Annotated in this window: 23 protein-coding genes and 3 pseudogenes; 14 read left to right on the plus strand and 12 right to left on the minus strand. The window is 70.3% G+C overall.

The features are described 5' to 3' along the window. Positions 1 to 49 precede the first annotated feature (49 nt). The 3 genes from ABD858_RS06010 to ABD858_RS06020 all read left to right on the plus strand — a co-directional run bounded on the left by ABD858_RS06010 (position 50) and on the right by ABD858_RS06020 (position 2955). A complete protein-coding gene (locus ABD858_RS06010; protein WP_345035065.1) occupies positions 50 to 796 on the plus strand; it encodes a FadR/GntR family transcriptional regulator in 747 nt (248 codons plus the stop codon). Between the two features lie 96 nt (positions 797 to 892). Further along, positions 893 to 1642, plus strand: a complete 750-nt coding sequence (locus ABD858_RS06015; RefSeq protein ID WP_345035066.1) for a gamma-glutamyl-gamma-aminobutyrate hydrolase family protein — start codon at positions 893 to 895, stop codon at positions 1640 to 1642. 173 nt (positions 1643 to 1815) lie between these two features. Continuing rightward, positions 1816 to 2955, plus strand: a complete 1140-nt coding sequence (locus ABD858_RS06020; RefSeq protein ID WP_345044289.1) for a protein kinase family protein — start codon at positions 1816 to 1818, stop codon at positions 2953 to 2955. 176 nt (positions 2956 to 3131) lie between these two features. Here the strand turns inward: ABD858_RS06020 and ABD858_RS06025 are convergent, their stop codons facing one another. Then, a complete protein-coding gene (locus tag ABD858_RS06025; RefSeq protein WP_345035067.1) occupies positions 3132 to 3644 on the minus strand; it encodes an NUDIX domain-containing protein in 513 nt (170 codons plus the stop codon). After that, positions 3641 to 4897: an NsdA family TPR-like regulatory protein gene (locus tag ABD858_RS06030; protein ID WP_345035068.1), complete on the minus strand. Its 1257-nt coding sequence runs from the start codon at positions 4895 to 4897 to the stop codon at positions 3641 to 3643. Before ABD858_RS06030 ends, ABD858_RS06025 begins: the two co-directional genes overlap by 4 nt. A gap of 223 nt (positions 4898 to 5120) precedes the next feature. On the opposite strand from ABD858_RS06030, the gene ABD858_RS06035 reads away from it, so the two are divergent. Further along, on the plus strand, positions 5121 to 5531 hold the full coding sequence (locus tag ABD858_RS06035; protein WP_345035069.1) for an ATP-binding protein: 411 nt from the start codon (positions 5121 to 5123) through the stop codon (positions 5529 to 5531). A 185-nt stretch (positions 5532 to 5716) separates the two neighbouring features. Here ABD858_RS06035 and ABD858_RS06040 read toward each other — a convergent pair. Next, positions 5717 to 5848, minus strand: a pseudogene (locus ABD858_RS06040) (IS5/IS1182 family transposase); the annotation flags it as partial. A 233-nt stretch (positions 5849 to 6081) separates the two neighbouring features. Here ABD858_RS06040 and ABD858_RS06045 point away from each other — a divergent pair. Further along, positions 6082 to 7269: an MFS transporter gene (locus ABD858_RS06045; RefSeq protein ID WP_345035071.1), complete on the plus strand. Its 1188-nt coding sequence runs from the start codon at positions 6082 to 6084 to the stop codon at positions 7267 to 7269. Here the strand turns inward: ABD858_RS06045 and ABD858_RS06050 are convergent, their stop codons facing one another. Beyond that, positions 7270 to 8199: a LysR family transcriptional regulator gene (locus tag ABD858_RS06050; protein ID WP_345035072.1), complete on the minus strand. Its 930-nt coding sequence runs from the start codon at positions 8197 to 8199 to the stop codon at positions 7270 to 7272. It abuts the gene before it with no gap. Positions 8200 to 8269: 70 nt separating this feature from the next. Between ABD858_RS06050 and ABD858_RS06055 the strand changes: the two genes are divergently transcribed. Then, complete coding sequence (locus ABD858_RS06055; protein WP_345035073.1) at positions 8270 to 9394, plus strand: TDT family transporter; 1125 nt, start codon at positions 8270 to 8272, stop codon at positions 9392 to 9394. Here ABD858_RS06055 and ABD858_RS06060 read toward each other — a convergent pair. The 4 genes from ABD858_RS06060 to ABD858_RS06075 form a co-directional block, all read right to left on the minus strand. Beyond that, positions 9321 to 10034, minus strand: coding sequence for a helical backbone metal receptor (locus tag ABD858_RS06060; protein WP_345035074.1), 714 nt, complete (start codon positions 10032 to 10034; stop codon positions 9321 to 9323). The genes ABD858_RS06055 and ABD858_RS06060 overlap by 74 nt on opposite strands. Further along, positions 10034 to 10597 (minus strand): helix-turn-helix domain-containing protein, encoded by a 564-nt coding sequence (locus ABD858_RS06065; RefSeq protein ID WP_345044292.1) that lies wholly within the window; start codon positions 10595 to 10597, stop codon positions 10034 to 10036. The genes ABD858_RS06060 and ABD858_RS06065 overlap by 1 nt, the downstream gene beginning before the upstream one ends. Positions 10598 to 10789: 192 nt before the next feature. Then, complete coding sequence (locus tag ABD858_RS06070) at positions 10790 to 12592, minus strand: ABC transporter permease/substrate binding protein (protein WP_345035076.1); 1803 nt, start codon at positions 12590 to 12592, stop codon at positions 10790 to 10792. Next, a complete protein-coding gene (locus ABD858_RS06075) occupies positions 12585 to 13658 on the minus strand; it encodes a quaternary amine ABC transporter ATP-binding protein (RefSeq protein ID WP_345035078.1) in 1074 nt (357 codons plus the stop codon). Before ABD858_RS06075 ends, ABD858_RS06070 begins: the two co-directional genes overlap by 8 nt. A gap of 276 nt (positions 13659 to 13934) precedes the next feature. Here ABD858_RS06075 and ABD858_RS06080 point away from each other — a divergent pair, with 276 nt between their 5' ends. Next, positions 13935 to 14861, plus strand: a complete 927-nt coding sequence (locus ABD858_RS06080) for a 5'-3' exonuclease (protein ID WP_345035080.1) — start codon at positions 13935 to 13937, stop codon at positions 14859 to 14861. Positions 14862 to 14911: 50 nt separating this feature from the next. Next, positions 14912 to 15763 carry a siderophore-interacting protein gene (locus ABD858_RS06085; RefSeq protein ID WP_345035081.1) on the plus strand — a complete coding sequence of 284 codons (852 nt, stop codon included), beginning with the start codon at positions 14912 to 14914 and terminating at the stop codon, positions 15761 to 15763. Between the two features lie 96 nt (positions 15764 to 15859). Here ABD858_RS06085 and ABD858_RS06090 read toward each other — a convergent pair whose 3' ends face one another. After that, complete coding sequence (locus ABD858_RS06090; RefSeq protein WP_345035082.1) at positions 15860 to 16492, minus strand: MerR family transcriptional regulator; 633 nt, start codon at positions 16490 to 16492, stop codon at positions 15860 to 15862. A 166-nt stretch (positions 16493 to 16658) separates the two neighbouring features. Between ABD858_RS06090 and ABD858_RS06095 the strand changes: the two genes are divergently transcribed. Beyond that, positions 16659 to 17633, plus strand: a complete 975-nt coding sequence (locus ABD858_RS06095) for a hypothetical protein (protein ID WP_345044294.1) — start codon at positions 16659 to 16661, stop codon at positions 17631 to 17633. A gap of 64 nt (positions 17634 to 17697) precedes the next feature. Continuing rightward, positions 17698 to 17948 (plus strand): annotated as a pseudogene (locus ABD858_RS06100) (sigma factor); the annotation flags it as partial. Positions 17949 to 18199: 251 nt separating this feature from the next. Here the strand turns inward: ABD858_RS06100 and ABD858_RS06105 are convergent. Further along, positions 18200 to 18910, minus strand: coding sequence for a TetR/AcrR family transcriptional regulator (locus ABD858_RS06105; RefSeq protein WP_345035083.1), 711 nt, complete (start codon positions 18908 to 18910; stop codon positions 18200 to 18202). 63 nt (positions 18911 to 18973) lie between these two features. On the opposite strand from ABD858_RS06105, the gene ABD858_RS06110 reads away from it, so the two are divergent. From ABD858_RS06110 to ABD858_RS06120, 3 genes and pseudogenes are all read left to right on the plus strand, one after another. Beyond that, positions 18974 to 19939 (plus strand): ATP-binding cassette domain-containing protein, encoded by a 966-nt coding sequence (locus ABD858_RS06110; RefSeq protein WP_345035084.1) that lies wholly within the window; start codon positions 18974 to 18976, stop codon positions 19937 to 19939. After that, positions 19936 to 20724: an ABC transporter permease gene (locus tag ABD858_RS06115; protein WP_345035086.1), complete on the plus strand. Its 789-nt coding sequence runs from the start codon at positions 19936 to 19938 to the stop codon at positions 20722 to 20724. Before ABD858_RS06110 ends, ABD858_RS06115 begins: the two co-directional genes overlap by 4 nt. A gap of 4 nt (positions 20725 to 20728) precedes the next feature. Next, a pseudogene (locus tag ABD858_RS06120) lies at positions 20729 to 21175 on the plus strand (CoA transferase); the annotation flags it as partial. A gap of 10 nt (positions 21176 to 21185) precedes the next feature. Here the strand turns inward: ABD858_RS06120 and ABD858_RS06125 are convergent. Continuing rightward, on the minus strand, positions 21186 to 21449 hold the full coding sequence (locus tag ABD858_RS06125; RefSeq protein WP_345035087.1) for a hypothetical protein: 264 nt from the start codon (positions 21447 to 21449) through the stop codon (positions 21186 to 21188). 273 nt (positions 21450 to 21722) lie between these two features. On the opposite strand from ABD858_RS06125, the gene ABD858_RS06130 reads away from it, so the two are divergent. Next, on the plus strand, positions 21723 to 23426 hold the full coding sequence (locus ABD858_RS06130) for a serine/threonine-protein kinase (RefSeq protein WP_425586159.1): 1704 nt from the start codon (positions 21723 to 21725) through the stop codon (positions 23424 to 23426). Here ABD858_RS06130 and ABD858_RS06135 read toward each other — a convergent pair. Continuing rightward, complete coding sequence (locus ABD858_RS06135) at positions 23396 to 24205, minus strand: SGNH/GDSL hydrolase family protein (RefSeq protein WP_345035089.1); 810 nt, start codon at positions 24203 to 24205, stop codon at positions 23396 to 23398. The two genes, ABD858_RS06130 and ABD858_RS06135, sit on opposite strands and share 31 nt — an antisense overlap. Between the last annotated feature and the right edge of the window lie 71 nt (positions 24206 to 24276).

The raw sequence follows: 24276 nt of genomic DNA on the forward strand, positions 1-24276 counted from the left end.
GGCCATAAGGTATTGGGCAGAACCATTGATTGGGAAGGGGAACCGCGGTATGGACGGGGCGGATTCCGGCGCCCTGCCGGACGACCGGCTGACCCCGGTGCTGCGGCCCGTGAGGGCGGGCAACGGCTTCGAGGAGGCACTGGAGCAGATCCTGCAGGTGGTACGACTCGGCCTGGTACCCGCCGGGGAACGGCTCCCGGCCGAACGCGAGCTGGCCGAGCGGCTCGGGATCAGCAGGGTCACGCTGCGCGAGGTGCTCAAGGTCCTCCAGGACCAGGGGCTGGTCGAGAGCAGGCGCGGCCGGTACGGCGGAACGTTCGTGCTGCCGCGTCCCGAATCACCGGCCGACCGGGCCGAGGAGGAGCTGCGTCGGCGCGTGGCCGGCGTGGACGTGGAGGATGCCCTGCGCTTCCGCGAGGTCCTGGAAGTCGGCGCGGCCGGTCTCTGCGCGCAGCACGGGCTCACCGACGAGCAGGCCGACCGACTGCGGGCCGCGCTCACCGCGACGCGCGACGCACCGCTCACCGACTACCGGCGCCTCGACACACTGCTGCACCTGACGATCGCCGAACTGTCCGGCTCGGCCACGCTCACCGCGCAGTACGCGGCCGTGCGCGCGACCGTGAACGACCTTCTGGACTGCATCCCGTTGCTCGTACGCAATCTCGAGCACTCCCAGCGCCAGCACGCCGCCCTGGTCGAGGCGGTGCTCGACGGCGACGCCGACGCCGCGCGGGACATCATGCGCGAGCACTGCGCCTGCACTGCGGCGCTGCTCAGGGGCTTCCTGACGTGACTGCCCGGACTATGCGAGGTTCTTGATTTCCCGGCCTCGGCGCCATAAAGGTATGACACCGGGCCATTGGGCCTCCTCCGCTGCGAGGGAGTACCCGTGCACCAGCCGCTCATCGGCGTCAGTACCTATCTGGAGGCGTCCGCGAAGTGGGGCGTGTGGGACCTGCCCGCCGCCCTGCTCCCCGCCGTCTATCCCCGGCTCGTCCAGGCCGCAGGCGGCCTCGCGGCGATGCTCCCGCCCGACGACCCGGCCCACGCCGCGTCCGTGGTGGCCCGGCTCGACGGCCTGGTCATCGCGGGCGGCCCCGATGTCGACCCCTCCCGCTACGGCACCGAACGCGACCCGCGCACCGGCCCGCCGGCCCACGAGCGGGACGCCTGGGAACTCGCCCTCATCGAGGCGGCCCTGGCCTCCGGCACCCCGCTGCTCGGCATCTGCCGGGGGATGCAGCTGCTCAACGTCGCCCGCGGCGGCACGCTCGTCCAGCACATGGACGGGCACACGGCGGGGGTGGGCGTGATGGGGCTCCACCCCGTGACGCCGGTACCGGGAACGCTGTACGCGTCCGTGGTGCCGGAGGAGTCGTCCGTACCGACGTACCACCACCAGGCCGTGGACCGCCTCGGCGACGGGCTCGTCGCATCGGCCCACGCGTCGGACGACGGCACGGTCGAGGCCGTCGAACTCCCGGGCGAGGAGTGGGTGCTGGGCGTCCAGTGGCACCCGGAGATGGGCGAGGACACCCGCGTCATGGCAGCGCTGGCGCGAGCCGCGCTTGGCTGTGTCCCTTTTCAGGGATGTCGTTTCGAGGTGAGTTCGGGAGTCACTCGCGGAGCTTTTTCATGATCAATATCGATATGAATTGATGTCACTGGGTCGCTGCGGCCGCCGTCAGGGCCCCAGGAGCGGATCATCGCCCTCGACGTGAGAGTGTGGCGGCAGCTCCTGCCCGGGTGTTCGTTGAAGTGGTTGCACGAGAGGCGGGTGCCCGGCTGGAGGCATAGGTGAAGAGCCCTGACATGTCCCGCGGTGCTCGTCTGGCCGCCCACGGTGCCGTTTCCACATCGCTGGCGCTATGCAGTGATCGCAGACTGCACGAGCTCGTGGACGCCGCCACACCGATCGGTTCCGGCATCGGCGGGAAGTCAGTACTGCTGGAGGTCGACGGAACCCCGGTCTTCGTCAAGCAGGTACGCCTGACCGATCTGGAGCGACGGCCGGAGAACGTTCACTCCACGGCGAATTTGTTCCGGCTGCCGGTCTTCTGCCAGTACGGTATCGGCAGTATCGGCGGCCCGGGGTTCGGAGCCTGGCGGGAGCTGGCCGCGCACACCATGACGACGAACTGGGTGATCGCGGGAGACTACGAGGGTTTCCCCCTGATGTACCACTGGCGGGTGCTACCAGACCCTGGTCAGCCACTTCCGGAGGAACTGACCGATGTGGAACGAGCTGTCGCCTACTGGGGAGGCGGATCGCAGGTACGCCGCCGGATCGAGGCTCTCCAGCAGTCCACGGCAAGCCTCATGCTGTTCCTGGAGTACATCCCGCAGAACCTGCACGACTGGTTGGGCGTCCAGATCGGGGCCGGTGACGAGGTGGCCGAGCGGGCCTGCGCCATGGTGGACAACGAGCTGAAAGCCGGCATCTCGTTCATGAACGACCGCGGGCTGCTGCACTTCGACGCCCACTTCGAAAACATCCTGACCGACGGCCGGCGGCTCTTCTTCGCCGACTACGGCCTCGCGATCTCCTCCCGCTTCGAACTCACACAGGACGAGGCCGACTTCTTCGACCAGCACCGCACCTACGACCGGTGCTACGCCGTCACGCATCTGGTGAACTGGCTGGCCGTCGCTCTGTACGGGCACGAACCGGAAGAACGCAAGACGTTTGTGCGCACCTGCGCCCAGGGGGTGGCCCCGGGGAAAATTCCAGCGGCGGTCGCGGCAATCCTTGTCCGTTACGCGCCGGTCGCCGCAGTGATGGGGGACTTCTATCGCCAATTCCAGCAGGAGAGCCGGGCGACCACCTACCCGCTGGAGGCGATCCGCCGGATCGGACAGCAGGACAGCCCGCCTGATGCGGCGACGGGGTCATCGGGAAGAAAGCCGCGCGAATCGTGCACAGACTCGCGTCTCACTCGGACGTGCGAGTGAGGAAGTTGGAGGTGGTGAGTGGCCATCGACAGGTGACGCGAGCGTGTACTCCGGCCCGGGCCGCCCAGCCCAGCGGTGGCGGGTGAACGGCTCCTCCGGATCCGGGCCGCGACGGACGGCGGCATGACCAGCGGTTCATGCAGGACGCTGTCCGGCACCGCTGGGTTTTGGGCTCGCTACCAGGGCGTACTGCCGTCGTGCAGGTAGACGGGGCGCCCGTCGTCAAGGGCGCGTACTGCGGCGTCGAGCCGGGCCCTCATCCGCTCCCGCAGCCTTTCCCGGGCCTTGTCCACGGAGACAAACGCTGCTTCGGACAACTCCTCGTCATGGGGGCGCAACTCCGCGGCTTGGTCCTCGTCAAGGGTTCCGGCGTCGAAAATGAAAGCCAGTTGGTCATCCCACGGGCCGTGGGGTGGCACCCAGTCGACGACGAGGATCCCGCGCAAGGCGATCTCCAGGCCCAGCTCCTCGCGCAGCTCCCGCACCACCGTCTTCTCAGGCGGCTCATTGGCTTCTGCCATGCCGCCGGGCAGGTCCCATCCGGGCTTGTAGGTAGGGTTCACCAGCAGCACGCGGCCGACCGGATCACGCAACAACACATCCGCCGCGACGCGTTTACGGGCCTGGGTGGCGTTGCCTTCGGCAAGGTACGCGTTCCAAGCCGCCGGGTCGGCTGGTGTGGGCCTCATGTAGGGGTGCCTCCCCTGGGGGTGATGATGTCGGCCAGCAGCAGCATTCTGGCGCGTCGCTGGTCCTCGAAGCGCCCCAGATAATCGCGAACCGGACCATACTCCTTGTGGGGCTCCAGAAGATGACGGAGGTCGTCCAGCTGGTGGACGACACGGACCGAGCCCAGAGTTGGGCTGGTGGTGAGCAATTCATGGCCGACGCTCACTGCGGAGTCGAGGTCCCCCCGCCTCACGTGGATGCCGACCAGGGTGATCCGGCTCAGTGCGAGAGACCGAGTCCGTCCTGCCTCCCGCAGGGCCACCGACTGCTCGGCCTGGATCAGTGCCTCGTCGTACCGATCGAGGTCGCGAAGGATCAGCGCGGACTCGCTCGCCAGAGCGGCGGCATCGAAAGGGCTCAGCCACGGGTGCTCCACGCCCGCCGATGCCTCAAGGTCGTGTCGGGCCTCCCCAAGAGCGCGGAGTGCAGGCGCCTGCTGCGCAACTGCCGCCAGGGCGCGGGCCTGCCTGGTGTGAAGCAGAGCGCTGAGCACGGGGATGCGCGGTCCTTGGCGCGCGAACTCGAGGCCTGCCTGTGCCCACTGTGCGGCGCCCGCCGCGTCACCGGTCTGGAGGGCGAGGTGGCTGCTGCTCGCGGCGACGTGCGCGGCCAGCGGCCAATCTCCTGGGGTGCGAGCAAGGGGTAGAGCACGGGCGAAGTGCCGGGCAGCGAGTTCGTCCTGGCCTGAGTCGTGCGCCATCCATCCGGCCATCTCCGTCAAGGCCGCAGCGGCCGCGAACACCTGCGGACCGCTGACGGTGTCGACAAGTCGAGGCGCCACACGGTCCACGAGATGCCTCACGACTGCCCCGTAAAGACGTCCACCACCCGTCTGGCGATCCGCGTTACGGAAGGCGCCCATGGCTGCCAGCTCGTCTCCATCCGGCGGCAGTTGCATCGCCTGGCGCCCTTCGGCGGCGGGAGGTTCCCAGGGCCGCCGGGCCAGGCCGAGCAGATGACCGGGGATATGAAAGCCATCCGCGATCTGCTCGAACAGGGCCAGCTTTTCCACTCGGCTCTTGCCGTTCATGTAGTCGTACAGGCGGCCCTGGGTAATGTCCACGGCGGCAGCAATCCTGCGTGTGCTGACACCTCGTCCGTTGAGCAACCGGAACACGGACCCCATGTCCCGCTCGGCACACGCGGTGAGCAGCCGGTCGTCCCCGAGCAGTCCGGCAATGACATCGCGCGGATCCGGTGGCTGACGGCTCATCGACGGCTCCCGGTGGTCGTGGTCTCCGATGCTACGGCCGCATCGGATGCCTGACTCCATCTTGGGGTCACCCCTTGGAGTCCTCTCGCTACTGCTCGATGTCATTGACTGGCGTCAGCCGCTCACGCGGGCGGCGTCTTCTCCGAACACAGCGGCGTAAAGCTCACCCGTCGTGGCTACGCCCGCTGCTCCCCACCCACCAAAGCCCCAGGTGACCGCGACCATGACCACAACTCCCGCCGCCACCGGCATCCCCGCTTACACCGAGTCCCTGCCTTGCAAGACCGCCAGCGCCAGACCCGCCCGACTGCTCGTAAGCACTGCTCTGCACGTCTGGGACCTCGGCGCCTTGGTCGAGGATGCGGAGTTGGTCGTGACGGAGCTCGTCGCCAACTCCGCCAGGCACAGCAAATGCCGCCTCCTGCGTGTGACGATCAGCCGCCTGTCCGGGGACCGTGTGCGAGTGGCCGTCATCGACCGGTCGAACGCCCTTCCCCAACCCAGAGCAGCCGGTGAAACCGACGAGGGCGGCCGCGGTCTGGTCGTCGTCGAGGCACTGTCCGATCGGTGGGGGACCGATATGTTGCGCTGGGGTAAGCGGGTCTGGGCGGAGTTGGCATCGCCGGACCGGTGAATCTCACGCCCCGCCGATAGGCCAGGGTGCCCGGCAGCAGCCCCAGCCCGGTCGTGGTTGCCCACTCCGCATTGTCAGTGGTCGCGAGTGCCTTCCCTCGTACGACGGCGACAAGCCCCTCTCGGGAGTGGCGTCACGCGATCACGAAGGAGGCGCGCGAACTGGCTGCCAAAAACCCTGAACGGGGCGGGCTGGCCGGCGGAAAGGCTGTCCCATCGGCCGTGGTAGGGGAGGCGGACCGTGCCGCCTGCGCCCTGGTAGCCCTTGTCCGCCCAGCAGGTGATGCCGGCCTCAGCGAGAGCGTCGACGATGCCGTGCCAGAACGCGCATCCTGTGCCCAACTCCCCTGAGTCCGTGGTCCGCATCGCATGTTGCTCGCTCCGCGATGCGGCTAGGCTGCCGATCATGTACATCTCCGGGCCCCACTGACAGATCACTTCCCCGTTCCCCCGCCATGTCCTTGTGACAGGTGACGTGGGGCGGCGCGCCGATCTGTCATGTCCGTGCGTGCCCCGGCAGGGCCGCGGGCACGTCTGTCCCGGAGATCCCCATGTCACGCCCCGACACGGGCAGTGCGTCCTATCGTGCTGTCCTCGCAGTTCCTCATGCCCGCGGCCTGTTCGCCGCCGCGATGATCGCGCGGCTGTGTTACGGCCTGCTCGGCCTTCCGTTGCTGCTCGCCCTGCGCGACGGCACCGGCTCCTTCGCCGTCGCGGGTACGGCGACCGGCCTGTTCGGGCTGGTCAGCGCCCTGCTCGGACCCGCCAGGGCCCGGCTGGTCCAGCGCCGCCACTCCGCGCTCATGCTGCTGGCCGTCTGCTATGCGCTGTGCCTGTCCGCGCTGGCCGTCGCGTGCGCCGTCGGCGTACCGAGCCCGCTCGCCATCGGTCTTGCCGCACTGACCGGTCTGTTCCCGCCTCCGGTCGGGCCGTTGATGCGCACCCTGTGGGGCAAACTGGTCCCGGGCGAGGCGCAGCGGCAGTGCGCGCTGAGTCTGGATACGGCGGCGGAGTCCACTGTCTTCGCTGTCGGTCCCGTTCTCGGCGGGTTCCTGGTCGCCGTGTTCTCCGCTCCGGCGGTACTGGCCGGGTGTGCCGCACTGGTGCTGACAGGCTTCGGCCTGTTGGCGACGGCGCTGCGTCGTACTCCTGTGAGCGTGCACTCCGCATCGCCCGCCGCCACCGGTGGCGGCGGTCCTCTGCGCACGGCGGGCTTTCCGCCGTTGCTGCTGCTCGCGTGGGGGGTCGCGACCGCGCTGTCCGCGGCGGAGGTCGGGGTCGTCGCCGCATGGGGGACGATGACGGCCGGCGTGCTGACGGCACTGTTCGCGGTCGGTGGTGTCCTCGGCGGCCTGGTGTACGGCCGGGGCCAATGGCGCGGTGCGCTCGTCCGCCGACCGCTCGTACTGGCCGCGTGCTCGGCCGCCTGCTATGCGGTCCCCGCGCTGGTGTACGTCCCGCCGGCCGCGGGGGCGGCCCTGCTGCTTGCCGGTGCATGCACCGACATCCTCTTGATCACGGCGTACCAGCTGGTCGATGTCCTCGTTCCCGAGGACTCGCGCACCGAGGCCGGTGCCTGGCTCAACACCGCCTACAACCTGGGCTGGGCCATGGGGGCCGGTGCCGGGGGCGCCCTGGTCGACCGGTCCGGTCCTCCGGCGTCGTTCGCAGCCACCGCCGGGATGGTCGCGCTGTGTGCCCTGGTCTGCGCCCTGCATGCACGACGGCGGCGGGCCTGATCACCGGGTTGCGCGGCGGGTCAGCGACAGCAGGTCCCTCGCCGGGCCCGTGGGGCGGCGGGACGGAAGCCAGATCGCTCGCAGGTCGCGGCGGAGGCGGACGTCCTCGACCGGGATCCCGACCAGACGGCGGGACGACAGTTCCTCGCCGACCGCGAGTTCGCTCAGGACGCACGGGCCGGCGCCGCTGATGGCCGCCGCTTTGACCGCGGTCGTGGAGGCGAGTTCCAGCAGCGGGTCGGCGAGGCCGCCGTACGAGGCGAGTGCGGCGTCGAGGACCTGGCGGGTGCCGGAGCCTCGTTCGCGGAGGATCAGCGGGGTGGTGGCGAGTTCTGCGGCGCGCAGGGGCGCACGGCGCCGGGTCCAGGGGTGGGTGGGGGCGGCGACCACGACGAGGCTGTCATGGCCGATGACGGCGCCGGTCAGGCCGTCGGGGATGGAGAGGCCCTCCACGAAGCCGAGGTCGGCCTCGTCGGCGAGGAGGCGTTCCGCGACGGCGGCGGAGTTGCCGGCGAGGAGGGACACGGCCGTGCCGGGGCGCTGGCCGTGGAGTGCTATCAGCCAGCCCGGGAGCAGATACTCGGCGATGGTCATGCTGGCGGCCACCCGGAGCCGCGAGTCGCGCTGTCCGCGCAGGGCCTGTGTGCCCGCGTGGAAGGCCTCGGCGGCCTCGACGACGCGGCGGGCCCAGTCGGTGACGAGGGCACCTTCGTCGGTGAGCCGCGATCCGCGCGGGGAGCGGTCGACGAGGGAGAGGCCGAGCATCCGCTCCATGGAGCGGATGCGGCTGCTCGCGGCCGGCTGGGTGATGCCGAGTTCGCGCGCCGCGCGGCCCAGGCTGCCGTGGCGGGCCACGGCGAGCAGGAGTTCCAGCGCGCCGAGGTCCGGTACGCGGTGGGTGAGCGAGGCCCTCTCGCCGTCATTGGTCATAAAGCCAGTTTATGACCTCATAGGGACAACGTCCCTGGTGGGAGGCGCGGTAAGGCGGGAAGGTGCTTTCATGGTCACCCTCACGGAGTCTCGCTCCCCTTCGTATGCCCCTTCGGATGTCCCTCGCCGGCAGGCCGTGCGGTACTTCGGCCCGAACTGGTACGCCACCGTCATGGGCACGGCGATCGTGGCGACCGCGGGTACGGCTCTCGGTGTGCCGGGCGTGCAGGCAGTGTGGGTGCTCTCCGTGCTGCTGCTGGCCGTGGTGGCGACCGCCCGCGCGGGCCACTGGCTGCACCACCGGGACCAGGCCCGGGCTCATCTGCTCGACCCGGCCGTCGCCCCGTTCTACGGGTGCCTGGCGATGGCCCTCCTCGCGGTCGGGGCGGCGACGCTCACGGCGGGCAGGGAGGTGATCGGCGAGAGCGCGGCGGTGGCTGTGGACGCGGTGCTGTTCACGGTGGGGACGCTGGTCGGGCTGGCCGTTGCCGTCGGGATCCCGTATCTGATGGTCGTACGGCATCAGGTGGAGCCCGGCAGCGCCTCGCCCGTGTGGCTGCTGGCGGTGGTGCCGCCGATGGTGTCCGCCGCGACCGGGCCGCTGCTCGTGCCGCATCTGCCGGCCGGACAGATGCGGGAGACGCTGGTGCTGAGCTGCTACGGGATGTTCGGGGTCAGCCTGCTGGCCACTATGGTTATTCTGCCGTTGGTCTTCGCACGGCTGGTTCACTACGGCCCGCTGCCACTCGCGATGACGCCCACGCTCTTTCTCGTTCTCGGGCCGCTGGGGCAGTCGGTCACGGCGGTGAGCCAGCTGGCGGATGTCGCGCCCGAAGGGCCGTACACCGCGTTCGCCCTGGTCTACGGACTGCCCGTGATGGGGTTCGCGCTGTTCTGGCTGGTGCTCGCCGGCGCCATGGTGGTGCGGGCCCATCGCCGCGGGATGCCGTTCGCGATGACGTGGTGGGGGTTCACCTTCCCCGTCGGCACGTGCGTGACGGGGGCGGCCGGGCTGGGGCGGCACACCGGGCTGGTGGCCTTCGAATGGCTGGCGGATGCGCTGTTCGTACTGCTGGTGGCCGCCTGGGCGGTGGCCGGGGTGCGTACGCTGCGCGGACTGCTCAGCGGTGTGCTGCTCGCAGCGCCGCAGCCAGCGCCGCAGGCGCCTCGGCCAGCGACGGCCCGTACCAGGTGAGATGACGTCCGCTGACGAGCGCGGCGGGCATCCCCGGGAACGCCTCGGGCCCGTCGTCCGCGGTGAAGGCGTACGGCTCGTCGGGGAGCACGACCAGGTCCGCCCCGGAAGCGTTCAGCTCGTCGATCGGGATACGGGGGTAACGGTCGGCGTGCGCGTCGTAGAGATTGCGCACGCCCAGCCTGGCCAGCAGGTCACCGGCGAAGGTGTCGCGGCCGAGGACCATCCAGGGACGCCGCCAGATCGGCACCACGGCGCTCAGCCACTCGTACGGGACCACGGCGTCCCAGGCCGCCTCCGCCTCGTCGAGCCAGCGGGGGCGTGACACCCCGCACGCCTCGAGGGTCCGTTCCAGTTCCTGGAAGGCCTGCGGCAGGGTGCGCACCTCGGTGAGCAGCACCTCCAGTCCGGCGGCGCGCAGCGCGGCCAGGTCGGGCTCGCGGTTCTCCTCCTCATTGGCGACGACGAGGTCGGGGCGGAGCCGGCCGATCTTCTCGACGTCCGGGTTCTTGGTGCCTCTGATCCGTACGACGTCGAGGCCCCCCGGGTGGCTGCACCAGTCGGTGGCGCCGACCAGCAGACCCGGGGCACTGACGGCGATCGCCTCGGTGAGGGAGGGGACGAGCGAGACGACACGCATCAGGACTCCGTGACTTCGACGTGGTCGGCGACGGCGACGACGAGGATGCGAGTGCCGGGCTCGGTGGCGCGCCAGCGGTGCCTTACTCCGCCGGACAGATACAGGGTGTCGCCGCGTTCCAGCCGGTACGCCCGGCCTTCGGCCTCCACCTCGGCGGTGCCGTCGGCGATGTACATCAGCTCGTCGTTGCGGTGCCGGTATTCGCGGCCCGCGTCGTGCTCGCCGGTGAATTCCAGGGCGTGCAGCTGGTGGTGGCCGTGCACGACGGGGCGCACCCGGGTGTCCGCGACGAGACCGGAATCGTCACCGGCCCGTACGACGTCGACGGTACGGGCCGCGTCGGCCGCCGCGAGCAGCTGCACCGCCGTGGTCTCCAGTGCGTCCGCGACCCGCTCGAGCGAGCGCATGCTGGGGCGGGCCCGCTCGTTCTCGATCTGGCTGAGGAACGGCACGGAGAGGCCACTGCGCGCGGCGACAGCTGCGAGTGTCAGGTCCAGGGCCCTGCGCCTTCTGCGGACAGCCGCGCCCACCCGAAGCGTGTCCTTCGAGTCCTTGTCGTCCATATCGCCCATCACTCCCGCTCCCTCCCTCTGCATGCACCTTACGCAGCTTCGGCGAGCGGTTTCGCACGTATGTCACATGCGCTTCACATAAGCACTCCGGATTCGATTCCGCCTGTCGCCGTCGAACAAAGTTCGACAGAGCGTCGCCCCGCCGGTTCGTGCCGGCGGGGCGACGGGGGTGTCACTGCGGGGTCAGCCGGTCGGGGTCAGCTTCTCGGCGAGACCCGGGTTCTCCTTGAGCCAGGCGCGGACCGCCTCCTGCTCCTTGCCCTTGCCGGTCTGCTGGATCTTCGCCTCGAGGCCGGTGAGCTGCTGCTCGCTCAGCTTGAAGGACTTGAGCCACTTCGCGACCTCGGGGTTGTCCTCGGCGAAGCCCTTGCGAGTCAGGGTGTGCACGCCGTCTCCCTTGCCCCAGGTGCCCTTCGGGTCCTTGAGCTTCTTCAGGTCGTAGTCGCTGTACGCCCAGTGCGGCGACCAGAGCGTGACGACGATCGGCTCCTTCTTGGCGTACGCGCGCTTCAGCTCGGCCAGCATGCCGGGCGTGGAGCCGTCGACGACCTGGTACTCCTTGTCGAGGCCGTACGCGGGCAGGACCTTGTCCTTGAGCAGCCCCATCATGCCCGCACTGGGCTCGATGCCGATGATCCGCCCCTTGAACTGGTCCGACTTGCCCTTGAGGTCGTCGAGGGAGTCGATTCCCTTCATGTACGAGGGGACGGCCAGCTCCAGCGAGGTGGGCCCGTACCAGGCGCCCATGTCCTCGAGCTCGTTCCGGTACTTCGCCCAGTAGTTGGCATGGGTGACCGGCAGCCAGGCGTCGGTCTGGAAGTCGATCTGTCCGCCGGCCATGCCGGTGTACAGCGCCCCGGCCTCGTACTGCTTGGCGTCGACCTCGTAGCCGTGTTCTTCCAGCAGTTCCTTCCACAGGAAGGTGGAGGCGACACCCTCGTCCCAGGGGATGTAGCCCAGGGAGATCTTCTTGCCGTTGCCGGTGCCGGTCCCGGCCACCGCGGTCCCGGAGGTGGTCCCGCCGAACATGCCCATGCCGCCGGCGATCAGCGACAGGACGACGATGCCGGCGACCGCGAAGGCGGGGCGGGGACGGTGGTTCCGGATGCGGAGGCGGCCGCCGGCCGCGGCCCTGGCCTTGGCGAGGGCCCGGCGGCCCAGCGGGGAGACCTGGCGGCCGAGGGCACCGGTCATCCGGTCCAGGTACATGGCCAGGATGACGATGGAGACGCCCGCCTCGAAGCCGAGGCCGATGTCGACGTTGCCGATGGCGCGGTAGACCGCGCCGCCCAGACCGCCGCCGCCGACCATGCCGGCGATGACGACCATCGACAGGCCCAGCATGATGACCTGGTTGATGCCCGCCATGAGGGTGGGCAGGGCGAGCGGGAGCTGCACCCGCAGCAGGGTGTCGCGGGGCGTGGTGCCGAATGCCTCGGCGGCCTCGACGAGTTCGCCGTCGACCTGGCGGATGCCGAGCTCGGTCATCCGTACGCCCGGAGCCAGCGCGAAGACGATGGTGGCGATGATGCCGGGGACGACACCGACGCCGAAGAAGATGATGCCGGGGATCAGATAGACCATCGCCGGCATGGTCTGCATGAAGTCCAGCACGGGACGGACGACCGCGCTGACCGTCTTGGACCGCGACGACCAGATGCCGAGCGGCACGGCCAGCGCCAGGGTGACCACGGTCGCGACGAGCACCAGCGACAGGGTGCCCATGGCCTCGTCCCACAGCTCGACCGAGTCGACGAGCGCGAATCCGGCGAAGGCGAGGACGCCGGCGAGCAGGCCCCGCAGCCACCATGCGGCGACGGCGAGGATGCCCGCGAGGAGCAGCGGCGCGGGGGCGGAGAGCACCGCGTCGACCGCGTCGTACATGCCGGTGACAAGGGCGCTGATCGCGTCGAACAGCCAGGAGAGGTGGCTCTGGAGGAAGCCGACTGCGCTGTCGACCCAGTCGCCGAGCGGGATCCTAGGCATGCGCGGTCACCTCCTCGTGGCCGGCACATGCCACGGGCGGACGCGTCTCGTCGCCGAGGAGTCCGATGATGCTGGACTGCTCGACGACACCGACCAGCTCCCCGGTCTCGTCCTTCACGGCGACGGGGTGCGGCACCCGTGCGCTGACGCCGCACAGGTCGGCGACCGCCGTCTCGGTGGTGACCGACTCGCAGGTGCAGACGTCGGCGTCGTGGCCGGTCTCCGGCTCGCTCATCACCGCGGCGGCGGTCAGCACCCTGGACCGGTCCACGTCCTGGATGAAGGAAGCGACGTAGTCGTTGGCGGGAGCGGTGAGGATGTCCTCGGCCGTGCCGAGCTGGACGATCCGCCCGTCGCGCATCACGGCGACCCGGTCGCCGAGGCGCATGGCCTCGTTCAGGTCGTGGGTGATGAAGACGATGGTCTTCTTCAGGGTCTTCTGCAGCTCCAGCAGCTGGTCCTGCATATCGCGGCGGATCAGCGGGTCGAGCGCGCTGAACGACTCGTCCATGAGCAGCAGATCGGCGTCGGTGGCGAGTGCGCGGGCCAGGCCGACCCGCTGCTGCATTCCGCCGGACAGCTCGTCCGGCCAGGAGTCCTCCCAGCCTTCGAGGCCGACAAGAGCCAGCGCCTCGGCGGCGCGCCGCTCGCGTTCGGCACGGTCGACGCCCTGGACCTCGAGGCCGTAACCGGCGTTGTCGAGGACGCTGCGATGCGGGAAGAGCGCGAAGTGCTGGAAGACCATGCTGATCCGGGTGGAGCGCACGGTGCGCAGCTCGCGCGCGCTCAGCGCGGTCAGATCCCGGCCGTCGAAGAGCACCCGGCCCGCGGTGGGCTCGAGCAGGCCGTTCAGCATGCGCAGCAGGGTGGACTTCCCGGATCCGGAAAGGCCCATGACGACGAAGATCTGGCCCGGCTCGACGGTGAACGAGGCATCGATCACCGCCGCGGTGGTTCCGTCGGCGCGCAGCTCGTCACGGTCGGCGCCGCCTTCGAGCCTGCGTACCGCGTCTTGCGGTCGTCTGCCGAACACCTTGTACACATGGTCGGCCTGCAGCCTGGACACATAAACCTCACGGGTCGTACCGAGAACGGCCCGTTCCCCCCGCCGGCGGGCCGTGGAGCGAGGCGGAATCGGTCCGCCGACCCGGTTTACCCAGCAATTGTTGAATGCCCGAACGGGTTCGCTCCGGACGCGCGCCTGCCCCGGACGGTTCCCGGCCAAACGCAAGAGTGATCCAGGTCACGGACGACGGGAGAGCCTGTGGGCGTGAGAGACGCGACGCGACGGCCACGCCGACGTCCCAGGCCGTGATGCTCGAAAGTCAGGAATGATGGGGCCATGGCCGCCCCTCGAAAACTGCTCCTGCTCGACACCGCCTCCCTCTATTTCCGCGCCTACTTCGGCGTACCCGACTCCGTCCGGGCCCCCGACGGCACGCCCGTCAACGCGGTGCGCGGGCTGCTCGACTTCATCGCGCGTCTCGTCCAGGACCACCGCCCGGACGACCTGGTCGCCTGCATGGACGCCGACTGGAGGCCTCACTGGCGGGTCGAGCTGATCCCTTCGTACAAGGCACACCGGGTGGCCGAGGAGACGGAGACCGGGCCGGACGTGGAGGAGGTACCGGACACGCTCAGCCCCCAGGTTCCGGTGATCGAGGCGGTGCTGGACGCGCTCGGCATCGCGCGGGTCGGTGTGGCGGGGTACGAAGCGGACGATGTGATCGGCACCCTGGCCGGGCGCGCCACGGGTCCGGTGGACATCGTCACCGGCGACCGGGACCTGTACCAGCTGGTCGACGACGCCTGCGGGGTGCGGGTGCTGTATCCGCTGAAGGGCGTCGGCACCCTCCAGATCACCGACGATGCCTGGCTGCGCGAGAAGTACGGAGTGGACGGCTCCGGGTACGCCGATCTGGCGCTGCTGCGCGGCGACCCGAGCGACGGACTGCCCGGGGTGCCGGGCATCGGGGAGAAGACCGCGGCCAAGCTGCTCGACGCGTACGGCGATCTGGCCGGGATCATGGCGGCCGCCGACGATCCAGCGTCCAGGCTGACTCCCACCCAGCGCAAGCGGCTGGACGAGGCACGCGACTATGTGGCGGTCGCGCCGAAGGTGGTCCGGGTCGCCTCGGACGTACCGCTGCCGGAGTTCGATCCGGCGCTCCCGGGCGCGCCCCGCGATCCGGAGGCGCTCGACGCGCTCGCCACGCGCTGGGGACTGGGCGGTGCACTGTCCCGTCTGCTCTCCACTCTCCAGGCGTAGGGTGCTAACTTAGGCAAACCTAAGCACCCAGTGATTCCGGGGAGAGAGTCGTGGCAGAAGCACCCGCCCGCAAGGCACCGCAGGCCCATGAGGCACGCGTGGTGCGCACCGAGCGGCTCACCCCGCACATGATCCGTCTCGTGCTGGGCGGCGAGGGCCTCGCCGCCTTCGAGTCCGGATCGCACACGGACCGCTACATCAAGCTGCTCTTCGCTCCGGAGGGCGTGAGCTACCCCGAGCCGTTCGACATCGGGCACATCCGCGCGGAGTTCCCGCGTGACCAGTGGCCGAGCCAGCGTACGTACACGGTGCGCGCCTGGGACGCCGGCCGGCGCGAGCTGACCGTCGACTTCGTCGTCCACGGCGACGAGGGAATCGCCGGGCCCTGGGCCGCCCGGGTCCAGCCCGGTGAGACGGTGCGCTTCACGGGCCCCGGCGGCGGCTACGCCCCGGACGCCGGCGCCGACTGGCATCTACTCGCCGGCGACGAGAGCGCGCTGCCCGCGATCGCGGCGGCCCTGGAGCAGATGCCGACGGAAGCCGATGTGCGCGCCCTCGTCGAGGTGGCGGGGCCGGAGGAGGAGCAGAAGATCGCCACGCCGGACGGCGTGACGGTGATCTGGCTGCACCGCGGCACCCGCCCGACGGGCGAGGCCCTCGTCGCCGCGGTGCGCGACCTCGACTTCCCCGCAGGCGATGTGCACGCCTTCGTCCACGGCGAGGCGGGCACGGTCAAGGAGCTGCGCCGCCATCTCCGTATGGACCGTGGTGTCCCGCGCGAGCGCCTGTCGATCTCCGGCTACTGGCGCCTGGGGCAGACCGACGAGGGCTGGCGGGCGATCAAGCGCGAGTGGAACGCCCAGGTGGAGCACGAGCAGGAGCCCGTCGCGCCGGTTGCCTGACCCGCCCTGCGGGGGGCGCCGCCCCAGGTCCGCTGGACCGGGGCCCGCAGGACGTTCCGCGCGCCCAGGGGCGCAGCCCCCGGGCGCGCCCCTGGATCAGGCCGGGGGAAAGCGGCGGACCGACGCGTCCACATGGGCGAGCCTGCGCATCGCGGCAAGGACCGCATCGCCCAGGACCGTGCCGATGACCACGCTCTCCACCAAGTCCTCGACGGCGACCCGGCGGCCGACATAGTCGAGGTCCGCACGGGCTATACCCTCCACCGCGTCCGCGTAGTCGTCGAGCACCTCGGCGAACAAGGATCCGTGGCCGACGCGCGCCAGGGCGGTCACCGCGCCGACGAGTGACTCCACGGCCGGGTGGGACCGGTCCACACACCAGCCGCGCCTCGCGAGAAACGCCTCCACCTCGCCGCGCGCGGCCTCCTTCTCCCCCTCCCCGTCATCACCGCGCTCCACGGCGATCCGGGTCGAAGCCGTGCCCAGGACCCTGTGCACGGGGCGCGCCGGATCGTCCACCGCCGCGAGCACCTCCGCCACCGCGGCCACCGACAGACCTCCGACGTCGATCAGTGCGCGGATCAGCCGCAGCCGGCGCTCGTGGAGTTCGCTATAGCTCGCCTGGTTCGGGCTGGTCAACTGCCCTGCCTGAAGCAGCCCTTCACGGACGTAGTACTTGATCGTCGGTACCGAGACCCCGGTTCTCCGGCTCAACTCACCTATGCGCATGGCACATTCTCCCTCCCGTACTTGCCAACTCCTCAGCCGGTCATGGATAGTGACATTATCCGATAGCGAATAGTGCCACTATCCATCTCCCCCGTACGGAGGTCCTGTCATGCGTTTACGCCCGAATCCCGCCTGGCATCGCCCACTTGTCGCGTTCTCCGCAGCCATGACTGTCATGGCGGCCGTATCCGCCGTGGGCCTGATCGTCGACGAGCGGATGCTGGCCGGCTCACCGATCTGGTTCAAGCCGTTCAAGTTCTCGGTCTCGTTCGTCGCGTACGGACTGTCGCTTGCCTGGATGCAGTCGCTGCTCACCCGGGGCCGCCGGACGGCCTGGTGGGCCGGAACGGTCGTCCTCGTGGCGAGTCTGGTCGAGATGGCGATCATCGTGGGTCAGGTGATCCGCGGAAAGCGCAGCCATTTCAATGTCGAAACGCCCTTCGACCAGACGCTGTTCAGCATCATGGGCGGAACGGTCGTCGTTCTCTGGCTCAGCACCCTGGTCATCGCCCTGCTGACGTTCCGTGACCGGCTCCCGGACCGAGCCACCGCGTGGGCCGTCCGGTTCGGCTCGGTCATCGCACTCGCCGGCGCGGCCATCGGTTTTCTGATGACGAGGCCCACGCAGGAGCAGCTGGAGGCGGACCGTACCGGGGTGGCGAAGGTCGTCGGCGCGCACAGCGTCGGCGTGCCGGACGGCGGCCCGTCGATGCCGCTCACCGGCTGGTCGACCACCGGCGGCGATCTACGCATCCCGCACTTCGTGGGCATGCACGCCCTCCAGGTGCTCCCCCTGCTCCTGCTGGCCTTGATCGCGCTGGCTCCGCGCTTTCCGCGACTGCGTGACGATCACGCACGGCTGCGATTGGTGCTGGTCGCCTCGGGGGCGTACGCCGCCGTGTTCGGCCTCGTCACCTGGCAGGCGCTGCGCGGCCAGGGGCTCATCCACCCGGACGGGCCGACGCTCGGCGCCGGCGCACTGATTGTCATCGGCACCGCGGTCGCCGCGGGTCTCGCTCTGCGCACCTCCCCCGCCCCCGTTTCCGCCGACGCTGCTCTTCCTTGTGCTGCGCCAATTCCTCGCACGCCCGGCTCCGAATGCTCTGCACACAGGGCCCACTCCCTGAAGGAGACCGCGTGAACGAAGCCGCCCGCCGGAGCGGCGCTCCCCCGCCGGGCCCCGGCCCGAGGAACTCCTCGGCCGCGTGCCCCTCGGCAATCAGGAGGCCTTCGCCCCGCCGTACAACCTGCTCGCGGGACCGGTGCCGGGGCTGGTACGGATTGTGCTGCGCGACCCCGCCAGTCCGAGGAGGTCGCCCAGGCGGTGCTGACCGAGGTCTGGCGCACCGCCGCCCGCTTCGATCTGTCCCGGGGCAGCGCGATGACCCGGGTACTGACGCCGGCTCACCGGCGTGCGGTGGACCGGGTACGGTCCGCGCAGGCGTCCGCGCGAAGGTGCCCCTCTCCCACGGGCCGCTGTTCGAGCCCGGAGCCAGGACGTCGTTCTCCCACACCAATGACGTCCTTACCGCGCTGATCCTGAAGAAGGCCGGCGCACCGGGAACGGAGCGCGAGCAAGTACGGCGGCGCCTGCGCGCCGCGGCGCTGAGCGCCCATGTCGCGACGGCGGAGGAACCGGAGCGCTACCGGCAGGTGCTGGAGTCCTTCCTCGGCCGATGGAAGCCCTCCTGTGAGACCTCGGCCCCGTCAGCGGGCGAAGGAGTCCAGGACGCGGCCCAGCGCACGGTCGAAGAACGCGTCCAGGTCGATCGGGCCGGCGTCCTCCGCGAAGGAGGCGGCCATGCGCGGGTACTTGCCGGTGGCGATCTCCCGGGACAGATAGCCGATGCGTGCCGCTTGCTCCTGCTGCTCCGACCAGGGCAGGGAGCGGCTGCGCTCCGCCGTGGCCAGTTCGTTGGCGACGTATGTCGTCACCATGCCGTTGACCATCGCGACCAGTTCCATCTTCGTGCCGTACGTCGCGTCGAGGCCGTCGAGGCAGGCCAGGCAGTGCTCCAGGTAGCGCAGGGCGTTGGGGCTGAAGCCGTAGACCGGTGACATGAGCCTCGGCAGCCAGGGGTGGCGGTGCATCAGGGCGCGGGTCTGGTGGGTGAGGGCCATCAGGTCGGCGCGCCAGTCGCCCGAGGGTTCGGCGGTCAGGTCGTACTCGGCGCTGACCACGTCGACCATCAGCTCGTACAGGTCCTCCTTGCGCGGGACGTAGTTGTAGAGCGACATGGTGCCGCAGCCCAGTTCCGCGGCGACGTGCCGCATGGACACCGCGTCGATGCCGCGCTCGTCCGCGATGCGGACCGCCGCGGCCGCGATGTCGGCGCGGGTGTACGCGGGCCGGGGGCCGCGGCCGGTGCGCTCGGGGCGCGCCCAGATCACTTCGGGTTCAGCAGGTCGCCCCGCCATCGATCATCACCTCACCCACCATCGTAGTTACGTACACCGTACGTAGTGCGCTAGGCTGCACATATGACTTCTACGTACGCTGTACTTAGTGAGGGGCTGGAGAAGCGCTTCGGCGAAGTCCACGCCCTGCGCGGCCTCGATCTCGCGGTCGCCGAGGGCACGGTCTGCGGGGTGCTCGGCCCCAACGGCGCGGGCAAGACCACCGCCGTGCGGGTACTGACCACCCTCACCACGCCCGACGCGGGCACCGCCCGGGTCGCGGGGCACGATGTGCTGCGCGACCCGAATGCGGTCCGGGCTGCCATCGGGGCCACCGGGCAGCACGCCTCGGTCGACGGCGACCTCAGCGGGCGCGAGAACCTGCGGCTGTTCGCGAAGCTGCTCCGCCTCAGGGGCGCCGCCGGCCGGGTACGGGCCGACGAACTACTGGACCGCTTCGAGCTCACAGAGGCAGCGGACCGCCCCGCCAGGACCTACTCGGGCGGTATGCGGCGGCGCCTGGACCTCGCCGCCGGCCTGCTGATCAGGCCCCGGGTGCTGTTCCTCGACGAGCCGACGACGGGGCTCGACCCGCAGAGCCGCAACCGGATCTGGGCCGCCGTACGCGAACTGGCCGCCGAGGGCACCACCGTGCTGCTCACCACCCAGTACCTGGAGGAGGCCGACCAGCTCGCCGACGACATCGTGCTGATCGACCACGGCCGGGCCGCCCATCGCGGCACTCCGGCCGAACTCAAGGCGACCGTCGGCTCGTTCGCGGAAGTGGTGGTCGCCGACGAGTCGGCGCTGCACGCTGCCGCAGCCGTGCTCGACCGGCTCACCGGAGCCGAACCGGTGCTCGACCGGGAACGCCGTACGGCGGGCGCGTCCGCCGTAGACCCGGCACTCACCCTCCCCCGGCTCGTCCGCGAGCTGGATGCCGCGGGCGTGCCGCTGGTCGACGCGAGCCTGCGTCCGCCGACCCTCGACGAAGTCTTCCTCCGCCTGACCGACCGCGATCCGGACGACCGCAGGGAGCTTGCCGCATGAGCACCATGAGCACTCTGATGTACGACGGCACGGCGATGCTCGGCCGCCACCTCCAGCGCATCAGGCGGGCCCCCGGCCTGCTGGTCCTCACCCAGACCATGCCGATCACGATGCTGCTCTTCTTCGGCTATGTCTTCGGCAGCGCACTCGCCATGCCGGGCGAGGAGTACCGCGCCTATCTGGTGCCCGGACTGCTGGTGGCGACCGCCGCCAACGGCCTCATGACCGGGATGTTCCAGGCCGCCCAGGACTCGCACCGCGGGGTGATGGACCGGTTCCGGACGATGCCGGTGAGCCGTGCGGCAGTGCCGCTCGGCCAGTCGGCCGCCGATCTGCTCACCACGGCCGCCGGGATGGTGCCGCTGATACTGGTGGGGCTGGCGGTGGGCTGGCGGATCGAGGGAGGCGTGCTCGACGCGCTCGGCGGCTTCGGACTGCTGCTGCTCTTCCGCTTCGCGACCACCTGGATCGGCATCCTCCTCGGGCTGGCCTCACAGAGCGAGGAGGCGGCCGGTCAGCTGGGCAGCGCGACATTCATCCTGCCGCTGATGTCCAACGCCTACATCCCGACCGACAACCTGCCCGGCTGGCTGCGCACGGTCGCCGAGTGGAACCCGATCAGCGCGGTGACCACGGCCGTCCGCGAGCTGTTCGGCAATGCCACGCCCCCCGCGGACGCCGCCTGGCCGGTGGCCCACCCGGTCGCCGGATCGCTGGGCTGGTGCCTGCTGCTCCTCGTGCTCTTCGTACCGGCGGCCGTCAGGAAGTACGCCCGGCCCCACTGATCCCGTGCAGAACGACCGGGAATGGCGGCGCCTTGCCGAGCGGGTGCTGGGGCGGCCGGAACTCGCCGACGACCCCGTCTTCGCCACCAATCAGGCCCGTACGGCCCACCATGGGAAGACGGACGCGGTGGTGGCGGAGACGCTGGTCGCGCTGGGTACGGACGAGGCTGTGGCCCGTCTCGAGGAGGCCGGCAGCGCCTGTGCCCGGCTCAACACCGTCGCGGACGTGGCCGCGCACCCTCAACTCGAAGCGCGCGACAAATGGCGAGAAATCGATTCACCGGCCGGGCCGCTGCGGGCACTGCTGCCGCCGATCACTCTGCCGGGTGGAGCACCGTTGCGCATGGGCGGGGTTCCCGCGCTCGGTGAGCACACCGACGCACTACTGCTGGACCTGGGGATGACGGCCGAGCGGATAGCAGCACTGCGCCGGGACGGAGTGATCGGCTGAGCGTCCTGGTTCAGCCGCGGCTGCCGAACAGCGAGCGGCGCAGCCGTCGCAGAGGAGCGAAGAGCGAGACCCGGGCACCCCTGCCCGTACGTGCGTGGGACACGTCCCGCGCGGTGAGCTCGCGCATCAGCAGGGTCGCCTCCGCCGTCTCGCGCACCGGGACGGCAGGGCCCGCCAGCACCGCGAGATGACGGTCGAGGCGCCTGCTGGCCGCAGTGCTCCCACAAGTAATGGCAGGCACACGCGGCCTGCTGCGCATTGCTATCTGTTCCATGTCACTCCCCACCCGTACGAGACCCGGCCCGGGCAGGGTAACCCTATCGCCCCGCCATCACACTCGTGTATCCCGTGATGGGATTCACCGCAACCATATGGTTGTTGACGATTACTCTCCGAATCCATCTGATTCCAGGGCGAGTTGGACAGTCCTCGGTGCGGCGACAGGCGGCGTTCGCCCCGAGGTGCGGATTGGTGTTCAAGGGGGCGGCAACGGCTCCGAGTTGAGCTAACTTGGAGAGGTTTCGTCCGTGATGCCGCTCTGCTGCGGATGGGGGGCTCGCCTGTGAGCGAAGTGCCGGGGAACGGAAGGGTGGTGGCGGGCCGGTACCGCCTTCTGGACCCACTGGGCGAGGGCGGCATGGGGGTCGTATGGCGCGCCCGTGACGAGGTGCTGGGCCGCGAGGTCGCCGTCAAGGAGGTCCGGGCGCCCGCATACCTCGACACGGCGGACGTACACCGGCTGTACACCCGGCTGGAACGCGAGGCCTGGGCCGCGGCCCGGGTCTCGCACCGCAATGTGGTGACGGTCCACGACGTGGCGAGCGAGGACGGCCGGCCCTGGATCGTGATGGAGCTCGTACGGGGGCTCACCCTCTCCGACGTACTGGACGCCGACGGCCCGATGCCGCCGCAGCGCGCCGCGCGCATCGGGGCGGAGGTCCTGGCGGCTCTGCGGGCCGCACACGGGGCGGGCGTCCTGCACCGCGACGTGAAGCCGGGCAATGTACTGATCGCCAATGACGGACGGGTGGTGCTCACCGACTTCGGCATCGCGATGATCGAGGGCACCGCCACCCTCACCATGACCGGCGAGGTGGTGGGCTCACCCGAATTCCTCGCGCCGGAGCGGGCGTTGGGACGGACGCCGGGTCCCGCTTCGGACCTGTGGTCACTGGGTGTGCTGCTGTACGCCGCGGTCGAGGGCAACTCGCCGTTCCGCCAGAACACTCCGCTCAATACGCTCCGCGCGGTCGTCGACGAGGAACTGCCACCGCCCCGACGGGCCGGGCCGCTCGCCCGGGTCATCGAGGGCCTGCTGCGCAAGGATCCCGACGAACGGCTGTCCGGTGCCGAGGCGGAGGCGATGCTACGGGTGGTGGCGGCGGGCGGCACCCCGCGTACGCCCACGACGGTGGTGCCGTCCTCCCCCGGTCCGTACACCTCCTCCGATCCGTACACGCCGACCGTCGCGGCCACACCCACGGGGGCACCGACGCCGCAGCCCGTACCGGACCACGGCGTTCGGCCGGAGCCGGACCGGCCCCGCGGGGCGGGTGTGGTGCTGGCGGCCGGGGTGGCGATCCTGCTGCTGGCCGTCGGCGGGCTGACCTGGGCGCTGGTCAACCGGGAGGACCCAGGCGGCGGTGACACGAGCAGCGGAGGCGTCAGCACGGGCGGTACATACGGCGGGAGCGGCGGGTCCGGCAGCAGCGGAGGAACCACCGGGGGCACCGACGGCGGTACGGCCACGGGCGGGGGCACCACTGCGGCCAGTACACCCGCCACCGGCGGCAGCAGCACCAGCGGCAAGGGACACACCACCACCCCGCCGCCCGCGCCGCAGACCGTCAAGGTCGCCCTACGGGCCGTCCGGGGAAGTTACGAGGGCCCGTGCCCGGCCCAGGAAGGCGAGGCCCCGGCGTTCGAGGCGGACATCACGGTCGGCCGCGCACCCACGGAGGTCGACTACCGCTGGGTGGCGACGAGCGGCCACGGCGGCACGGAGTGGAAGACGCTGAGCTTCCCGGCGGGCGGGCCGAAGACGCGGCAGGTGAATCACACGGTGGCGGAGTACCGGCTCGCCGAGCCCCTCCACGACGAGCTCCGCATCGAGGTCCGGCGGCCGCTCGAGGCCACGTCCGACGTGGTGACGTACTCGGTGACCTGCCGGGAGGAGACCCCGACGGACGGGCCCTCCACCCCTGTCACGGCGACGGCGGATCAGGCCGCGTTGGTGAGGACGGGCAGGTAGCCGCCGGACTGGCCCGCGGCGGTGGGGTGGTAGGAATCGCTCATGTTGAGCAGGTTCACGCTGTGCAGCCAGGAGTCACCCGAGCAGATCTCGTGGTTGGTGAAGGTCGTGGTGACATCCCCGTAGGTGAAGCCATGGTCGGCGGCGCGCTTGGCGGTAACGGAGTTCAGACGGTTGGCTGTGCTGTTGAGCGCGCTGCGCTCGGTCTCCGACAGTCCGGCGATGCAGGTGCCGTTGAGCTTGTAGAGCCGGGGGTAGCCCAGGACGACGACACGCGCTGCCGGGGCCTTGGCCCGGACCGCGTTGTAGACCCGGTCGAGGTTGCCGGGCAGGGTGCTGTCGATATAGGCGTTGGCCTGGGCGACGCGCTGCAGGCAGGTGGCCTCGGAGTTGAGGACACAGGTGGTCATGACGTCGGCGAAGCTGGCGTCGTTGCCGCCGACAGTGAGGCTGACGAGGTCGGTCGAGGAGTTCAGCGGGCCCAGCTGATTGGCGATCACATCGCCCGTACGGGCGCCGGAACAGGCGGTGAAGGCAAAGCTCGCGGGTGCGTTGGCATTCTTCCAAAGAACGGCATAGGCACGGGTGCTGCGCTTGCAGGAGCCGCTCGCGCTGTCGTAACTGCCGGCTCCCACGCCGGAGCTGTACGAGTCGCCGATGGCCACATAGTCGACCGCCGCGGCCTGCTGGGCCGCGGCGGCCGCACCCGCCCCGGTCACTGCGAGTGTGGCGGAGAGCAGTAACGCGGACGCGTATGCCGTGATGCGGGCCAGTCTCATGGAACCTCCCCTGTGCGGAATCTCTGTCTACTGGGTGGTAGCAGCTGTCGCACCAGTGGTACCAGGTGTCA

The sequence above is a fragment of the Streptomyces sannanensis genome, from assembly GCF_039536205.1.
GTDB lineage: Bacteria > Actinomycetota > Actinomycetes > Streptomycetales > Streptomycetaceae > Streptomyces > Streptomyces sannanensis.

Coding starts and splice junctions, on each gene's coding strand:
- ABD858_RS06060 (WP_345035074.1), bottom strand. CDS start 10,034: ATGCGTGTCGTCTCGCTCGTCCCCTCCCTCACCGAGGCGATCGCCGTC.
- ABD858_RS06110 (WP_345035084.1), top strand. CDS start 18,974: ATGACTTCTACGTACGCTGTACTTAGTGAGGGGCTGGAGAAGCGCTTC.
- ABD858_RS06045 (WP_345035071.1), top strand. CDS start 6,082: ATGTCACGCCCCGACACGGGCAGTGCGTCCTATCGTGCTGTCCTCGCA.
- ABD858_RS06055 (WP_345035073.1), top strand. CDS start 8,270: ATGGTCACCCTCACGGAGTCTCGCTCCCCTTCGTATGCCCCTTCGGAT.
- ABD858_RS06020 (WP_345044289.1), top strand. CDS start 1,816: ATGTCCCGCGGTGCTCGTCTGGCCGCCCACGGTGCCGTTTCCACATCG.
- ABD858_RS06080 (WP_345035080.1), top strand. CDS start 13,935: ATGGCCGCCCCTCGAAAACTGCTCCTGCTCGACACCGCCTCCCTCTAT.
- ABD858_RS06035 (WP_345035069.1), top strand. CDS start 5,121: ATGACCACAACTCCCGCCGCCACCGGCATCCCCGCTTACACCGAGTCC.
- ABD858_RS06125 (WP_345035087.1), bottom strand. CDS start 21,449: ATGGAACAGATAGCAATGCGCAGCAGGCCGCGTGTGCCTGCCATTACT.
- ABD858_RS06105 (WP_345035083.1), bottom strand. CDS start 18,910: ATGGCGGGGCGACCTGCTGAACCCGAAGTGATCTGGGCGCGCCCCGAG.
- ABD858_RS06130 (WP_425586159.1), top strand. CDS start 21,723: ATGGGGGGCTCGCCTGTGAGCGAAGTGCCGGGGAACGGAAGGGTGGTG.
- ABD858_RS06135 (WP_345035089.1), bottom strand. CDS start 24,205: ATGAGACTGGCCCGCATCACGGCATACGCGTCCGCGTTACTGCTCTCC.
- ABD858_RS06090 (WP_345035082.1), bottom strand. CDS start 16,492: ATGCGCATAGGTGAGTTGAGCCGGAGAACCGGGGTCTCGGTACCGACG.
- ABD858_RS06050 (WP_345035072.1), bottom strand. CDS start 8,199: ATGACCAATGACGGCGAGAGGGCCTCGCTCACCCACCGCGTACCGGAC.
- ABD858_RS06070 (WP_345035076.1), bottom strand. CDS start 12,592: ATGCCTAGGATCCCGCTCGGCGACTGGGTCGACAGCGCAGTCGGCTTC.
- ABD858_RS06065 (WP_345044292.1), bottom strand. CDS start 10,597: ATGGACGACAAGGACTCGAAGGACACGCTTCGGGTGGGCGCGGCTGTC.
- ABD858_RS06095 (WP_345044294.1), top strand. CDS start 16,659: ATGACTGTCATGGCGGCCGTATCCGCCGTGGGCCTGATCGTCGACGAG.
- ABD858_RS06030 (WP_345035068.1), bottom strand. CDS start 4,897: ATGAGCCGTCAGCCACCGGATCCGCGCGATGTCATTGCCGGACTGCTC.
- ABD858_RS06115 (WP_345035086.1), top strand. CDS start 19,936: ATGAGCACCATGAGCACTCTGATGTACGACGGCACGGCGATGCTCGGC.
- ABD858_RS06025 (WP_345035067.1), bottom strand. CDS start 3,644: ATGAGGCCCACACCAGCCGACCCGGCGGCTTGGAACGCGTACCTTGCC.
- ABD858_RS06010 (WP_345035065.1), top strand. CDS start 50: ATGGACGGGGCGGATTCCGGCGCCCTGCCGGACGACCGGCTGACCCCG.